This window comes from Roseovarius aestuariivivens (genome assembly GCF_004761875.1).
GTDB classification, from domain to species: domain Bacteria; phylum Pseudomonadota; class Alphaproteobacteria; order Rhodobacterales; family Rhodobacteraceae; genus Roseovarius; species Roseovarius aestuariivivens.
Window position 1 is genome coordinate 88,548 of the sequence record NZ_SJEY01000011.1, and the last position, 14,636, is coordinate 103,183.

Below are 14,636 nucleotides of genomic sequence, written 5' to 3' on the forward strand. Positions count from 1 at the left end.
GCGCGCCGACCGGGACATTGCGTGGCCAAAATGCCCCCGCCACGGGCTTTTCCGCCGCTTGCGCCTTTAGTCTGGGCCGCGCGACCTTGTTTGTGGCGGACGGTCAATCTACATCCCCCTCCATGATGCTGCGTATCCCCTTTCTGAACCGGCACCCGGTCGTGTCCGTCCTGCGCCTGTCCGGGGCCATCGGCACCTCGGGCCGCATGACCCTGAATGACGAAGCGCTTGCGCCGACGATCGAAAAGGCGTTTTCCAAGGGAAAGCCCAAGGCGGTCGCGCTGCTCATCAATTCGCCCGGCGGCTCGCCTGTGCAATCGGCGCTCATCGCCTCGCGCATCCGGCGGCTGGCCGACGAAAAAGAGATCCCTGTGCATGCCTTCGTCGAGGACGTGGCCGCCTCGGGCGGCTACTGGCTCGCCTCTGCCGCCGATGACATCTGGGCGGATGAGAACTCGATCCTCGGGTCCATCGGCGTGATCTCGGCGGGCTTCGGCGCGCATGTCTTCCTGGCGCGTCAGGGAGTGGAACGCCGTGTGCACACCGCCGGCAAATCGAAATCCACGCTCGACCCGTTCCTGCCGGAAAAGAAGGAAGACGTCGAACGGCTGACCGAACTTCTGGAAGGCATGCACGCCTCCTTCATCAACCAGGTGAAAACGCGGCGCGGCGATCGGCTTTCCGATGAGACAGACCTTTTCACCGGCGAGTTCTGGCTCGGCTCCCGCGCGGTTGAACTTGGCCTCGCCGACGGCGTGGCCCATGCGGTGCCCAAGCTGAAAGAGCTTTACGGCGACAAGGTCCGGCTCGTGCCCTACACCAAGAAAAAGGGCCTTTTGCCCAAGCTCGGGATGAACATCGCCGAGGACGCCCTCGCCACCATCGAGGAACGCGCCGCCTACGCGCGGTTCGGCCTCTGACGTGATCGTCAAGATTGTCATACTTTTCCTCGTCGCCATGGGCGTCCTGGCCATGTTCGGCAAGCTCCGCTTTCCGGGGCAGCAGAAACTCGCCTCGGCAAAATGTCCGAAATGCGGGCGGTTCCGCATCGGCAAGGGGCCGTGCGTGTGCCAGAAAGGCCGTCGTAAATGATGCCTTGGCTTCTTTCGGGCCTGGGTCTGGTGATCCTGCTTCTGGCTGGTGACGCCCTGGTCAAAGGCGCGGTCAACCTCAGCCTGAGGGTCGGCGTGCCCGCGCTGATCGTCAGTCTGACCATCGTCGCCTTCGGCACCTCGGCGCCCGAATTGCTGATCTCCGTGAACGCCGTGCTCGAAGGCAAACCGGGGCTTGCGCTCGGCAATGTGGTGGGGTCCAACACCGCCAATATCCTCTTGGTACTGGGCGTGCCCGCGATCCTCTCGGTGCTGCACACCTCGGCCTGCGAAACCCGCAAGACGTATAATTTCATGCTCGCGGGCAGCGTGCTCTTCATTGCGCTGGCCATGCGCGGCACCTTCGATCTGGTCGCGGGTCTGGCACTGCTGGCGTCGCTGTCTTACGTGCTCTTCGATGCCTTCCGCGATGCCCACAACCACCGGAAAGAGGCCAACGGCGCCGCCGCTCTGGCCGCACAAAACGCCGATCCGGACGAGGACGAAGTCGAAGGCGCCGATCCCGACATGCCCTGGTGGCAGATCATCGTCTTTCTCGTTCTGGGCCTCATCGGCCTGCCGCTGGGCGCAGACCTTCTGGTCGACAACGCGTCGATCATCGCCGCGCGGTACGGCGTCTCCGACAGCGTGATCGGCCTCACGCTCGTGGCGCTGGGCACCTCGCTGCCCGAACTCGCCACCACGGTGATGGCGGCCTTGCGCAAACAGGCCGATGTGGCGCTGGGCAACGTGATCGGGTCGAACATGTTCAACCTGCTGGCCATCATCGGTATCACCACCCTGGTGGGCGAAATTCCGGTAGACCGCGAATTTCTCGTTTTCGACCTCTGGGTGATGCTCGCGGCCTCGTTGCTGATCATCCCCTTCGTCTATTTCAAACGTGACATCACGCGGATCTGGGGCATCGCCTTGACCGCGCTCTATCTGATCTACGTTGTCGTCGTACTCAGCTAGACGAAAGGGCCGGCTTTGACGGACAGCACTTCACGACGCGCGCTGGTCACCGGCGCCGGCAAACGCCTGGGCCGGGCCATGGCGCTTGAACTGGCGCGCCAGGGCTGTGACGTGGCGGTGCATTACGGCAGCTCGAAAGACGCCGCCGAAGAGGTCGCAGGCCTGATCCGCGACATGGGCCGCCGCGCCTGCACCTTGCAGGCCGACCTGCTGCAAGAGGCGTCGGTGCAGGCCCTGCTGCCAGCCGCCGCCGAAGGCCTCGGCGGGCCAGTGCACGTGCTCGTCAACAACGCCTCGATTTTCGAGCATGACAGCTTCGGCGACGCCACCCGCGAAAGTTGGGACCGCCATATGGAATCGAACCTTCGCGCGCCCTTCGTCTTGACACAGGCGCTGGCCGCCCAAATTCCCGATCCGGTTCCGGACGAAAACCACGAACCCGTGGCGCAAGGTCTTGTCGTCAACATGATCGATCAGCGCGTGCGCAAGCTGACCCCGGATTTCGCCAGCTACACGATTGCCAAGATGGGCCTCTGGGCGATGACGCGCACCGCCGCGCAGGCCCTCGCGCCACGGGTGCGCGTCAACGCAATCGGCCCCGGGCCGACCATGCAAAGCATTGCCCAGACCGGCGACAAGTTCACCAGTCAGCGCCAGCGCACCATGCTGCAGCGCGGTGCGAATCAATCCGATATCACCGGCGCGCTGGTCTATTTCCTGCAATCTCCGGCCATCACCGGACAGCTTCTTTGCGTCGACGGGGGCCAGCATCTGGCGTGGCAAACACCGGACGTTGTGGGCGTCGACCTCTGATCAGGCGGCAAGTTGTGCACCGCTCCGAGAAGAGACATAAAACCGTTACAAAAACTTTAATCATTTCAAATATTTGCCTTCCGAAAACTTTTTTATTCAATGTTTTCAATGGTCTGAAATAGTGCACAAAAACTGGGCAAACCAGAGAAGGCAATTCAAAACAAAGAAAAATCCCGGTCACCCAGAACTTTTCCGCAAACTTATCCACATCTTCCGTGGATTTGTTTCCTCTTGTTCCCACCGGCATAAGATTGCAGCCGCAGCAAAAGAATCAGATCCCCGACACCATGACCGATTCGCAGCCAGAAAAAACGCCGCCCACCGGGCACCGCGTGATCCAGTCCTATCTCAAAACGCTCGACGGCTCGCCGGGCGTCTACAGGATGCTGGGTGCCCAAAGCCAGGTGCTTTACGTGGGCAAGGCGCGCAATCTCAAGGCGCGGGTGTCAAGCTATGCGCGGCCCACCGGACATACGCCGCGCATCGCGCGGATGATTTCCGAAACCGCCTCGATGATGTTTCTCACGACGGCAACGGAAACCGAGGCGCTGCTGCTCGAACAGAACCTCATCAAGCAATTGAAGCCGCGCTACAACGTGCTTCTGCGCGACGACAAATCGTTCCCGAACATCCTCGTCACCGCGCATGATTTCCCGATGATCAAGAAGCATCGCGGCGCGCGCAAGGAAAAGGGCCGCTATTACGGCCCCTTCGCCTCGGCGGGCGCGGTCAACCGCACACTCGGACAGCTTCAGCGCGTCTTCCAGCTGCGAAACTGCACCGACACGCAGTTCGAAACCCGCACGCGGCCCTGCCTGCAATACCAGATCAAGCGCTGCACCGCGCCCTGCGTCGGTTATATCTCCAAAGCGGACTACGCCGCGCAGGTCGCGGACGCCCAGCGCTATCTCTCCGGCAAATCCACCGAGATCCAGGAGAAGCTCGCCGCCGACATGGCCAAAGCCTCCGAAGAGATGGAGTTCGAACGCGCCGCCGCACTCCGCGACCGGATCAAGGCGCTCACACAGGTGCAGACCTCGCAGGGCATCAACCCGCGCACCGTGCCCGAGGCCGATCTCATCGCGCTGCATCTGGAAAAGGGGCAGGCCTGCGTGCAGGTCTTTTTCATCCGCGCCAACCAGAACTGGGGCAACAAGGATTACTACCCCCGCGTTGGCGCCGACGTGGACGCGCCCGAGGTGCTGGAGGCGTTTCTGGGCCAATTCTACGACACCAAGGAACCGGCGAAGCAGATCATCCTCAGCCACGAGTTGGAGAACCCCGATCTGATGGCCGAGGCCCTGACCGGCAAGCTTGGCCGCAAGGTCGAGATCGTCGTGCCCCAGCGCGGCGAAAAGGCGGAACTGATCGAGGCCGCGCTGCGCAACGCCCGCGAAAGCCTCGCCCGCAAGATGAGCGAAAGCGCGACACAGGCCAAGCTGCTGAAAGGTCTGGCCGAGGCCTTCGACCTGCCCGAACCGCCTGCGCGGATCGAGGTCTACGACAACTCGCACATCCAGGGCACGCACGCCGTCGGCGCGATGATCGTGGCCGGCCCGGACGGGTTCATGAAAAACCAGTACCGCAAGTTCAACATCCGCGGTGAAGACCTCACCCCCGGCGACGATTTCGGCATGATGAAAGAGGTGCTCAAGCGCCGCTTCACAAGGCTTAAGAAGGAGGACCCCGACCGGCAGAACGGGCTCTGGCCGGACCTTCTGCTGATCGACGGCGGCGCGGGGCAGGTCTCGGCGGTGCGCGAGATCATGCGCGCCATGGGGGTGGAGGATATCGCCATGGTGGGCGTCGCCAAGGGCATCGACCGCGACGCGGGCAGGGAAGAGTTTCACCGCACAGGGCAGCGCCCCATGGCGCTGCGTCACAACGACCCGGTGCTCTACTTCATCCAGCGCCTGCGCGACGAGGCGCACAGGTTTGCCATCGGCACACACCGGGCGAAGCGCGCCAAGGCGGTCAGCGCCTCACCGCTCGACGAAATCGCCGGGGTCGGCGCGGCGCGCAAGCGCGCGCTGCTGGCGCATTTCGGCTCCGCCAAGGCGGTAAGCCGCGCCAACCTCGCCGATCTCAAGGCGGTCGAGGGCGTGTCAGAGGCGCTGGCGCAGAAGGTCTACGACCATTTCCACGAAAAGGGATAAGCGGCAAACCGGGCGCGCGGCCTAGTTCGCAGGCTTCGGCTGAGTGATCACACCCCACATAAAATCGAACTTGTTCGACCCGAGCAGCGGTTGCTCCAGAGGACGGCCCGTCGGGTTGTAAGGCAGCATGTTGCCTGCCGCAGGCGCCACGTAGCCCGAGCTGTCGAAGGACGCGTAGACGTGGCAGGCGATGCAGGACGACGCCGCCACCGTGCCGTTGCCCGTGATCCCCTCGATCACCGAATTGCCCAGCACATAGGGCGTGCCATCCTCAGCGGTGTAGTCGGTCATCGTGCCCTTCATGCAGTAGTGCTGCCAGACCTCGTCCAGACCCGCCTCCTCGAAGAGCGCCAGAACCGCGTCGGTTTTCTCGCACGTACCGTACCCGCCGTTCATGTCGGCCCGGTTCGGCTCCACCATCGGCACCACCGCGCCGAAGCTGTCGGCGCAGCCGATGAAATCGCAGCGCCCGGGATTCATCTCATGCTCGAAAGATCCCCAGACCCAATTCGGGTTCTGCTTGGTGCTGACATGCAGCGACAAAAGCGCGTATTCCGTGCCACCCGAGACATCGGTGTAGTAAAGCGCGCGCACCTGCTCTTCGCTTTCAAGATCGGGCAGCCACGCCATCAGGTCCTTGACCGGCGTCCAGTCGCCCTTGACCGAAATCGCCGTCGTGGGCATCTGGATGTTCACCTTGTCGAAGGCCGCGGCGCGGCCCGGCCCGGTGTTATACCCGTTGCCGGTGATGAAATCCCATTGCGGCCGGTTGCGCTTGGTTTCCTCGGCGATACAGCCGGTGGCGGGGAAATTGCCGGTGGCCGCCCCGGGTGGCGGGCTGCAGGCCACGTCGATCGGCTGTAGCCCGCCATGCCCGTCGGTGGATTGCAGGCTCACCTGAAGCTTCTTGTCGGCGCCGGGATCGGGCCAGACCGGATTTTCGTTGAATGTGTCGTGATCCGAGGCCCAGGTCTCGAAGATCACCGGAGACCGTTCACCCGGCGTGAAAGGCGCGGTGAACTTCACAAACTCGCGCCAGATATACTCGTCCGACATCATATCCATGCCGTCGACGGGGCCTTGGACAGCGCGGACACCCGGCGGCGTCTGCGAGAACGCAGGACCCGTCAGGACAAAAGACGCGGCAAGCGTGGCGGCAACGAATCTGGCTATGTGCATGTCAGTATCTCCAAAGGTGAATGACACAACCCTAAGGCAAGCGGTGCTTTCGCCATAGGAGAATCTCATGTCCTCAACGTCCGGCTCTGGGCCTGGCCCCTGCTTTGCCTGTAGACTTCTCGAGAACCGGAGACGCCCCCATGACCCATGACTTTTCCCCCCTCAAGGATGCGCAGTGGCCCCAAGAGATCGCCGATCTGAAAGACGGCTTTGCCGGGCGGCTCAATGTCTACCGCACGATGGCGCATCATCCCGCACTTCTGCGCGGCTGGGCGCCCTTGCGCGAGCATGTGGTGCGGAAGACCACGCTCGGGGCCGAGCGGTCCGAGGTAGTGATCCTGCGCACCGGTCTCAGGCTCGGGGCCGAGTACGAGATCGCGCATCACATCGCGCGCGCCACCGCCATCGGCATGGAGAGGCCCCGCATCGACACCATCCTGGGCCCGCTCGACGGGATGGCCGAGAACGACGCAACGCTGGCCCGCGCCGTGGACGAACTGTGCGAGAGCGCCGCGCTCACGCCGGCCACCCGCAGGGCTCTGGAAACCCTCACCGGCCCGCAGGGCGTACTCGATCTGATGGCGACCGTGGGCTTTTACACAACGCTGGCGTTTCTCGTGAAAAGCTTCGATGTGCCCATCGACGACGACCTCACGTTGCCTCCCGCGCGCTGACGCCCCTTTCCCCGGTCACGCGTTCAGGCTAGGTAGCAGGGCATGACTTGGAACATCCCCAACGTGCTGACGGTCCTCCGTCTTCTGGCCGCCCCGGCGGTTGCGGTGATGTTTCTCTACTTCCACCGGCCCTGGGCCGACTGGTTCGCGCTGATGCTCTTTGTCAGCGCCGCGATCACCGACTGGTTCGACGGTTATCTGGCGCGACTCTGGAAACAGACGACCAAGCTCGGCACGATGCTCGACCCCATCGCCGACAAGGCGATGGTGGTGATCGCCCTCGCCGTGATCCTTGGCTATTCGTCCATGTCGCCCTGGCTGGTGCTGCCCGCCACCGTCATCCTTTTCCGAGAGGTGTTCGTCTCGGGCCTGCGCGAATTCCTCGGTGACACCGCCGGCACGCTCAAGGTCACGAAACTGGCCAAGTGGAAGACCACCTGCCAGATGGTCGCCATCGCTGTGCTGTTCGCCCAAGGCGTGTTCGAGCACTATTTCGGCATGTCCGCCTATGGCATGGACGCGGCCCTGGTCGATGATATTCTGGCCGGGCGCGAAGAAGACCTGCAAGGCCTGCGCTGGAAGATGCAGGGCATGGTGCTGACCGGGCATGCGGGACTCTGGCTTTTGTGGCTGGCGGCAGCTTTGACATTGGTGACCGGCGTGGAATATTTCCGTAAGGCCATGCCGTATCTGAAGGACTGACTGAGATGGACGTGCTCTATTTCGCCTGGGTGCGCGAACGCATCGGACACCCCAAGGACACCGTCGAAACCAAGGCCGGCACCGTGCGCGACCTGGTCGAGGAACTGCGCGCACGCGAAGAACGCTATGCCGCGGCCTTTGCCGATCTCGACGCGCTGCGCGTGGCCGTGGACCAGGAACTGACCGATTTCGACGCATCGCTGGCCAACGCGCGCGAGGTTGCGTTCTTCCCGCCCATGACCGGCGGCTGACGCGGATGGAGATCAAGGTTCAGGACGCCCCCTTCGATCTGGGCGCAGAGGCCAACGCCTTCGCCGCGCGCCAGACGGGCATGGGGGCGATCGTCACCTTTACCGGTATCGTGCGCGATATCGCGGCGGGCCTCGACGCCATGGAAATCGAGCATTACCCGGGCATGACCGAGAAAGCGATCGAGGGCATCGTGTCCGAGGCGATGTCGCGCTGGTCGCTGGGCGATGCTCTGGTCATCCACCGTTACGGGCGGCTTGGCCCGGACGAGGTGATCATGATGGTCGCCACCTCGGCGCCGCACCGGGTCGATGCGTTCCAGGCGGCAGAATACCTGATGGACTACCTCAAATCCCGCGCGCCATTCTGGAAGAAGGAAATGACGCAAGACGGCGTCGACTGGGTCGCGGCGAAAGACGAGGACGAGGAAGCGCTCAGCCGCTGGTGACGCAGCGTCGCGATTGCCGCCGCGCGTCCCTCAGCACAGGATGCCATGATCCAAGCCGGAGCCCGCGACATGTCCCCCGTCATCCAGTCCTACATCGACACGCTTACACCAAAGGCGCGCGGCGCCATTCGCGGCACGGCCAAGCTGGTGATTTCGGGCGAGGGCACGGTGATGCTCGATGAGACCGGCGCACGCGCGGGCGATGCGGTGGCGGACGTGACGCTCATTGCCAGCGACGAGGTCTTCCGCAAGATCCTGTCAGGCGACCAGAACCCCGTCATGGCCTTCATGTCCGGCAAGCTCAAGGTCGAGGGCAACGCCCAGCGCGCCCTCAAGGTCAGCGCAATCCTCACCGGCTGACACAGAAAAACGGGGCCGTTTCCGACCCCGTTTTCCGAATGATTCATCGCAGTTCCGAAGTGCTTAGCTGAAGCGCTTCCAAGCGTTCTCCATCGCGTTGGACATGTCGTCCCACGCCTTGTCGGCTGCTGTTTTGACGTCGTTCCACGCCTCGCCCTGCGCTTCCTGCAGTTCTTTCAGCTTGCTTTCCATCTCATCGCGCTTGGCACGTAACTCTTTGATCTGCTCTTCGTATTTGATCTTGGTGTCGGCCTGCGCTTGCTCGGCTTGGGCCTTCATCTTTTCGATATTGGCCTGCCACTCGCTCATCTGGGCTTTCAGCTTTTCGGTATAGGCGTTCTGGTCAGTCATTCTAAATCCTTTCCGGCGGTCTTGACCGCTCTTATAAATGTAACGAGCAGCGTGGGGTTTGGTTCCACCGAAAAATCGCATTCCGCGCCAAACCCGCGAATTCCTGACAAAAATAGTGCGCCACTCGGTCGCAAAGCCGCGACAGCAGGGCCAAACGCCCTATATCTCCATTATAATCGACAAAGCCTGCAGCGCAGGAGAACAATCCGATGGACACGCTCCTTTTTTCCCGCATCCAGTTTGGTGCGAACATCTCGTTCCACATCCTCTTCCCGACGATCACCATCGCGCTCGGGTGGATGCTCTTCTACTTCAAGATGCGCTACGCCCGTAGTGGCGCCGAAAAATGGATGAAGGCCTACCATTTCTGGGTCAAGATCTTCGCCCTCAGCTTCGCGATGGGCGTGGTATCGGGCATCACCATGTCGTTTCAGTTCGGCACGAACTGGCCGGGCTTCATGGAAACCGTCGGCAATATCGCCGGGCCGCTTCTGGCCTACGAGGTGCTGACCGCGTTCTTTTTGGAGGCCGTGTTTCTCGGCATCATGCTGTTCGGCTTCTCCAAGGTGCCGGGCTGGCTGCACACGCTGGCCACCTTCCTCGTGGCGTTCGGCACCACGATGTCGGCCTTCTGGATCATCGTGCTCTCAAGCTGGATGCACACGCCGGCCGGCTATGAGATGCGCGAGGGCGTGGCCCACGCGACAGACTGGCTTGCGATCATCTTCAACCCCTCCATGCCTTACCGTCTGACGCATATGCTGCTGGCCAGCGGGCTGACCGTGGCGTTCCTGATGGCCGGGCTTTCGGCCTATCGCTGGCTGCGCGGAAATCGCAGCGGCGAGGTGCGCTTGTCGCTCGTGACGGGCCTGTCTCTCGGCGCGCTGCTCATTCCGGTGCAGATCCTGATCGGCGACATGCACGGGCTGAACACACTGGAACATCAGCCCGCGAAAGTGGCGGCGATGGAGGGCAACTGGGAAACCCAGGGCAACGTGCCACTTCTGCTCTTTGCGCTGCCCGACGAAGAGGCGCGCGAGAACCGGTTCGAGATCGGTATCCCGAACGGCGCATCGCTGATCCTCAAGCACAAGGCCGATGGCGTCGTGCCCGGGCTGAACGAGTTTGTCACCGAAGACGGCGAGGTCCTGCACCCGCCGGTCGCGCCGGTCTTCTTTTCGTTCCGCGTAATGGTGGGCACAGGCATGGCGATGCTGGCGCTCAGCTGGGCGGCGGTCGGGTTGATGGCCTGGCGTCGGCGCGGCGCTGACGCGCTGCCCAAACCGATGCTCTGGGCGATGGTGCCGATGGCCTTCTCGGGCTGGGTCGCCACGCTCGCGGGCTGGTACACGACCGAAATCGGCCGTCAGCCCTGGCTCGTGACCGGGCTGATGACGACCGAACAGGCGGTGGCGGACGTGCCCGCGCCGATGGTGGCCAGCACGCTGGCGCTCTATCTCGTGGTCTACGCGGTGCTGCTCGTGGCCTATGTGGGCGTGCTCTTCTATCTCGCCGGGAAATCCGGCGAGACCGCGGCGGCAACCGATCCGCGCCGCGCGTCCACCAAAGCCCTGCCGGCGGAGTAGATCCATGATCGACCTCTTCGGACCCCCCGAGATCTGGCTGCCTCTGGCTTTTGCGACGCTGATGGGTGTCTCCATCCTCGTCTATGTCTGCCTCGACGGGTACGACCTTGGCGTCGGCGCGCTCTTTCCCTTCGCCGAGGACGACGAAAAGGACCGTATGATTGCCTCGATCGGCCCCTTCTGGGACGCGAACGAAACCTGGCTGGTGCTGGCCATCGGTATTCTGCTGGTGGCCTTTCCCACCGCCCACGGCATGATCCTCACGGCGCTCTACCTGCCGGTGGCGATCATGCTGGTCGGGTTGATCCTGCGCGGTGTCGCCTTCGATTTCCGCGCCAAGGCGCAGGCGAAATACAAACCCTTCTGGAACCGCGCCTTCTGCGCCGGCTCGTTGATGGCATCGCTTTCCCAAGGCTTCATGCTGGGGCTGTACATCATGGGGCTGAAGGTGACGGCTTTCACACTAGGCTTTGCCGCGCTGACAGCGGTCGCCCTGACGGTGGCCTATTCCTTCATCGGGGCGACCTGGCTCATCTTCAAGACCGATGGCGCGCTGCAGGCCAAGGCGATCGCGCAGGCGCGCCGGGGGCTTTGGGGCGTGGTGCTGGGCCTTGGCGCGGTCTCGGTCGCGTCCCCGCTCGTCAGCCCGCGCATTCTTGAAAAATGGATCTCGGTGCCCGAGGTCTTCCTGCTTGCCCCGCTGCCGCTTCTGTCAGGGGCGCTGATCCTGACGCTCTGGCTTCTATTGCGGCGCATGCCGCTGGAAAAGGACGGTCTGTCCTGGCTGCCTTTCGCGCTGACCGTGACGCTCTTCACGCTGGGCTATCTCGGCATGGCCTATTCCTTCTACCCTTACGTGGTGCCCGACCAACTGACGATCTATGACGCCGCGAGCGCGCCCGAGAGCCTTCTCATCATCCTCGTCGGCACCGTCTTCGTGCTGCCGATGATCGCCGGGTACACGGTTTTGTCCTACGTGATCTTCCGCGGCAAGGCGACGGAACTACGCTATGACTGAGGCCGCAATCCAATTGAGCGGCTGCGCCGCGCAGATTTGTGCGGCATGAGGGGTTCCACCCCTCAAACTCCCCGAGGTATTTATCGCCAGATGAAAGCCGCACGCGGTTCGTCGTTGTGATGGGGCTACGGCTCGGGCTATTGAGGCGGCACAGCAGCGGGAGGCTATGGCATGACAGATCTGCCGGGCATCGTGATCACGGGCGCATCAGGGCGCATGGGGCAGATGTTAATCGAAACGGTGCGCGCGTCCGACCGGGTGCGCCTGATCGGCGCGCTGGAACGGCCCGGCCATGACTGGGTCGGGCACGACGTGGGCGAGGCCATGGGCGGCGCAGAGATCGGCGTCCGCGTTACCGACGACGCGCTCGAGGCCATCGCGCCCGCGCATGCGGTCATCGACTTCACCGCGCCAGCCGCGACGGTGAACTTCGCCGGTATCGCCGCGCAGGCGCGGTGCGTGCATGTCATCGGCACCACCGGCATGACCGGCGAGGACCTTGCCAGGATCGAGGCCGCCGCGCGCCACGCCACCATCATCCGCGCCGGCAACATGAGCCTCGGCGTGAACCTTCTGGTTCAGCTCACCAAGCAGGTCGCCCGCGCGCTTGACGAGGATTTCGACATCGAGGTGATCGAGGCGCATCACAACCAGAAGGTCGACGCGCCCTCGGGCACCGCGCTCATGCTGGGCGAGGCCGCTGCCGAAGGGCGCGGCGTGTCGCTCGACGCGGTCAGCGACCGGGGCCGCGACGGCATCACCGGCAAAAGAGAGAAGGGCCATATCGGATTTCATGCCATCCGGGGCGGCGATATCGTGGGCGAACATGACGTTCTCTTTGCCGCCACGGGCGAACGGATCACCCTGCGCCATGTCGCGTCGGACCGGGCGGTTTTCGCGCGCGGCGCGATCAAGGCGGCACTTTGGGGACAGGGCCGCAAACCGGGCGAATATTCCATGCTCGACGTGCTGGGCTTGACGGAAAACTGAACCATACCCGGGGCTCGTGCGTATTCCTTGTGATAGTGCAAGGAGACGAACTCATGCGCCGACTGACCCATATCCTCTGCGCCGCGCTTCTCGCGGCGTCGCCCGCCGCCGCCGAAGGCTTCAGCCAGATCCAGAGCCGCGACGCGTTTCTGTCCGTGATCTCGGACAAGAAGCTGACGCGGCTCGGCATCAACCTCGTCGTCACGCCGTCCGGACAGATCGCCGGCCGCGCCTTCGGCCGCGACGTCAGCGGCGCGTGGCGCTGGCAATCGGGCTATTTCTGCCGTGATCTCTACTGGGGAGAGCGCAATCTTGGCGCGAACTGCCAGGCCGTGAAGGTCGACGGTCAAACGATCCGCTTCATCTCCGATCGCGGCGCGGGCGATTACGCCGACCTGACGCTGCGCTAAGGCAAGACGCGCGCGGCCCCTCGCGGGGCTGCGCCACCGCGATCAGAAATCGATCGCCAGTCCTTTTTTCTCCCAATCGCCATAGCGCACGGGCTCCAGCCCTTCTCGCCGCCCGCCAAGCTCTTTCGGCAGGTCCAGCGCCTCGGCGGCCTTGCGCCGCTCTTCGGCTTCGGCAAGTGCCCGCTGCGCGGCGGGGGGCAGGTCTTTGCGGTCGTCACTCATGATCTCTCGATCCTCTGGCGTTGGCCTTATGCTCCTGATATATGCCGCTTTCGTCCGAAGACCAAGAAAGCATCCCCGCATGGCCGCTCCTTCCGCCCCGTCCGCCCGCCGCACGGCGGTTCACCTGCTCGACAAGGTTCTGGGCGAGGGCCGGCTTCTCGCCGATCTGTCGGGGCCGCTTGACCGTCTGCCGCCCGAAGACCGCGCCCGCGCCCTGCGCCTTGCGGCCGACACGCTGCGCGGTCTCGACCGGGCCGACCGGCTTCTGGCGCGGCAGCTTCGCAAAGCGCCGCAGCTGCATGTCCGCAACATCCTGCGTCTCGGCACGGTCGAGCTGGCGATGGGCGGGGACGCGCATGGCGTAGTCAGCGCCTGCGTGGACCTCGTGTCGGACCATCCGCGTTACAAACGGCTGAAGGGCATGGTCAACGCGGTGCTGCGTCAAATGGCCGATGGCGGGGTAAAACCCTGGGCGGATCTGCGGGTGCCGCGCCTGCCGCTCTGGCTGCGCGAGCCGCTGGTCGCGGCCTGGGGCAACGGCGCGGTCGCGGCAATGGAGAAAGCGCATTTTGCGGGCGCGCGGCTTGACCTGTCGGCCAAATCCGATGCGTCGGCAGTGGCGCAGGCGACCGGCGGCACGCTTTTGCCCACCGGGTCGGTGCGGCTGACCAATGCTGGACAGGTCTCGACCCTGCCGGGGTTCGAGGCGGGCGACTGGTGGGTGCAGGACGCCGCCGCCGCCCTGCCGGTCCGCGGGCTCGCACCGCGGACAGGAGAGCGCGTGCTCGATCTCTGCGCCGCGCCGGGCGGCAAGACAATGCAGCTCGCCGCGGCGGGCGCCAAGGTTACGGCGGTCGATCTGTCGGAAAAGCGGATGGCGCGGGTGGCCGAAAACCTCGCGCGCACCGGGCTCACGGCGGAGTGCCGCGTGGCGGATGTCTTCGACCTGCAGGAGGGCGGCTATGACGCCGTCCTGCTCGATGCGCCCTGTTCGGCGACCGGCACGATCCGGCGCCACCCGGACCTGCCCCATGCGCGTGACGGCGCGGGCATCAGCGAGCTTATCGCGCTTCAGACCCGGATGCTCGACCATGCGCTCGGCCTTCTGGCACCCGGTGGGCGGCTGGTGTTCTGCACCTGCTCGCTTCTGCCCGACGAGGGCGAAGTGCAGGTCGAGGAGGCGCTGGCCCGGCACGCCGGTCTGCGCGCCGATCCCGAGGCCTTCGCGCTGCCGGGGATCGACCCCTCGTGGCGCACACCCGAAGGCGGGCTGCGCCTTCGGCCCGATTACTGGCCGGAGCTTGGCGGAATGGACGGGTTCTACATGGCCTGCCTGCGCCGCGCCTGATCGCGGGAGAAGGGCGGTGACTTGCCCGGCACCGCGCGCTATACTGGCGCTCACAACGCCGCAA

18 protein-coding genes are annotated in these 14,636 nt (G+C 64.2%); 15 read left to right on the top strand and 3 right to left on the bottom strand.

The window, feature by feature from the left end:
- The first annotated feature begins 122 nt into the window (after nt 1-122).
- The 5 genes from EZV60_RS16480 (at nt 123) to uvrC (ending at nt 5,035) form a co-directional block, all read left to right on the top strand.
- The gene (locus tag EZV60_RS16480) at nt 123-920 is read left to right on the top strand and encodes a S49 family peptidase (protein WP_135506712.1); all 798 of its coding nucleotides are present in this window, start codon (nt 123-125) and stop codon (nt 918-920) included.
- Nucleotide 921: 1 nt separating this feature from the next.
- Nucleotides 922-1,092 carry a hypothetical protein gene (locus tag EZV60_RS19160; RefSeq protein ID WP_167853552.1) on the top strand — a complete coding sequence of 57 codons (171 nt, stop codon included), beginning with the start codon at nt 922-924 and terminating at the stop codon, nt 1,090-1,092.
- Complete coding sequence (locus EZV60_RS16485) at nt 1,089-2,066, top strand: calcium/sodium antiporter (RefSeq protein WP_210115117.1); 978 nt, start codon at nt 1,089-1,091, stop codon at nt 2,064-2,066. Before EZV60_RS19160 ends, EZV60_RS16485 begins: the two co-directional genes overlap by 4 nt.
- A gap of 15 nt (nt 2,067-2,081) precedes the next feature.
- A complete protein-coding gene (locus EZV60_RS16490) occupies nt 2,082-2,879 on the top strand; it encodes an SDR family oxidoreductase (protein WP_135506713.1) in 798 nt (265 codons plus the stop codon).
- Nucleotides 2,880-3,166: 287 nt separating this feature from the next.
- Nucleotides 3,167-5,035, top strand: coding sequence for an excinuclease ABC subunit UvrC (uvrC, locus tag EZV60_RS16495; RefSeq protein ID WP_135506714.1), 1,869 nt, complete (start codon nt 3,167-3,169; stop codon nt 5,033-5,035).
- Between the two features lie 21 nt (nt 5,036-5,056).
- Here the strand turns inward: uvrC and EZV60_RS16500 are convergent, their stop codons facing one another.
- Nucleotides 5,057-6,214: a hypothetical protein gene (locus EZV60_RS16500; RefSeq protein WP_135506715.1), complete on the bottom strand. Its 1,158-nt coding sequence runs from the start codon at nt 6,212-6,214 to the stop codon at nt 5,057-5,059.
- A gap of 140 nt (nt 6,215-6,354) precedes the next feature.
- Here EZV60_RS16500 and EZV60_RS16505 point away from each other — a divergent pair, with 140 nt between their 5' ends.
- The 5 genes from EZV60_RS16505 to EZV60_RS16525 all read left to right on the top strand — a co-directional run bounded on the left by EZV60_RS16505 (nt 6,355) and on the right by EZV60_RS16525 (nt 8,647).
- Nucleotides 6,355-6,888, top strand: a complete 534-nt coding sequence (locus EZV60_RS16505) for a carboxymuconolactone decarboxylase family protein (protein WP_135506716.1) — start codon at nt 6,355-6,357, stop codon at nt 6,886-6,888.
- A 42-nt stretch (nt 6,889-6,930) separates the two neighbouring features.
- Nucleotides 6,931-7,590 carry a CDP-diacylglycerol--glycerol-3-phosphate 3-phosphatidyltransferase gene (gene pgsA / locus EZV60_RS16510; RefSeq protein WP_135506718.1) on the top strand — a complete coding sequence of 220 codons (660 nt, stop codon included), beginning with the start codon at nt 6,931-6,933 and terminating at the stop codon, nt 7,588-7,590.
- Nucleotides 7,591-7,595: 5 nt separating this feature from the next.
- Nucleotides 7,596-7,841 carry a molybdopterin converting factor subunit 1 gene (gene moaD, locus EZV60_RS16515; RefSeq protein ID WP_135506720.1) on the top strand — a complete coding sequence of 82 codons (246 nt, stop codon included), beginning with the start codon at nt 7,596-7,598 and terminating at the stop codon, nt 7,839-7,841.
- A 5-nt stretch (nt 7,842-7,846) separates the two neighbouring features.
- On the top strand, nt 7,847-8,287 hold the full coding sequence (locus EZV60_RS16520) for a molybdenum cofactor biosynthesis protein MoaE (protein WP_135506722.1): 441 nt from the start codon (nt 7,847-7,849) through the stop codon (nt 8,285-8,287).
- A 69-nt stretch (nt 8,288-8,356) separates the two neighbouring features.
- Nucleotides 8,357-8,647, top strand: coding sequence for an SCP2 sterol-binding domain-containing protein (locus EZV60_RS16525; RefSeq protein ID WP_135506724.1), 291 nt, complete (start codon nt 8,357-8,359; stop codon nt 8,645-8,647).
- Between the two features lie 63 nt (nt 8,648-8,710).
- Here the strand turns inward: EZV60_RS16525 and EZV60_RS16530 are convergent, their stop codons facing one another.
- The gene (locus EZV60_RS16530; RefSeq protein ID WP_135506726.1) at nt 8,711-8,998 is read right to left on the bottom strand and encodes a sll1863 family stress response protein; all 288 of its coding nucleotides are present in this window, start codon (nt 8,996-8,998) and stop codon (nt 8,711-8,713) included.
- Between the two features lie 209 nt (nt 8,999-9,207).
- On the opposite strand from EZV60_RS16530, the gene EZV60_RS16535 reads away from it, so the two are divergent.
- From EZV60_RS16535 to EZV60_RS16550, 4 genes are all read left to right on the top strand, one after another.
- Complete coding sequence (locus EZV60_RS16535) at nt 9,208-10,584, top strand: cytochrome ubiquinol oxidase subunit I (protein ID WP_135506728.1); 1,377 nt, start codon at nt 9,208-9,210, stop codon at nt 10,582-10,584.
- 7 nt (nt 10,585-10,591) lie between these two features.
- The gene (locus EZV60_RS16540; protein ID WP_135506805.1) at nt 10,592-11,602 is read left to right on the top strand and encodes a cytochrome d ubiquinol oxidase subunit II; all 1,011 of its coding nucleotides are present in this window, start codon (nt 10,592-10,594) and stop codon (nt 11,600-11,602) included.
- Between the two features lie 171 nt (nt 11,603-11,773).
- The gene (dapB, locus tag EZV60_RS16545; RefSeq protein WP_135506730.1) at nt 11,774-12,592 is read left to right on the top strand and encodes a 4-hydroxy-tetrahydrodipicolinate reductase; all 819 of its coding nucleotides are present in this window, start codon (nt 11,774-11,776) and stop codon (nt 12,590-12,592) included.
- Nucleotides 12,593-12,645: 53 nt separating this feature from the next.
- Entirely contained in the window at nt 12,646-13,002 is a 357-nt protein-coding gene (locus EZV60_RS16550) for a dihydrodipicolinate reductase (protein WP_135506731.1), read from the top strand.
- A gap of 42 nt (nt 13,003-13,044) precedes the next feature.
- Here EZV60_RS16550 and EZV60_RS16555 read toward each other — a convergent pair whose 3' ends face one another.
- Complete coding sequence (locus EZV60_RS16555) at nt 13,045-13,224, bottom strand: DUF1674 domain-containing protein (RefSeq protein WP_135506733.1); 180 nt, start codon at nt 13,222-13,224, stop codon at nt 13,045-13,047.
- 79 nt (nt 13,225-13,303) lie between these two features.
- Between EZV60_RS16555 and EZV60_RS16560 the strand changes: the two genes are divergently transcribed.
- Nucleotides 13,304-14,572 (top strand): RsmB/NOP family class I SAM-dependent RNA methyltransferase, encoded by a 1,269-nt coding sequence (locus EZV60_RS16560; protein ID WP_135506735.1) that lies wholly within the window; start codon nt 13,304-13,306, stop codon nt 14,570-14,572.
- Nucleotides 14,573-14,636: the final 64 nt, after the last annotated feature.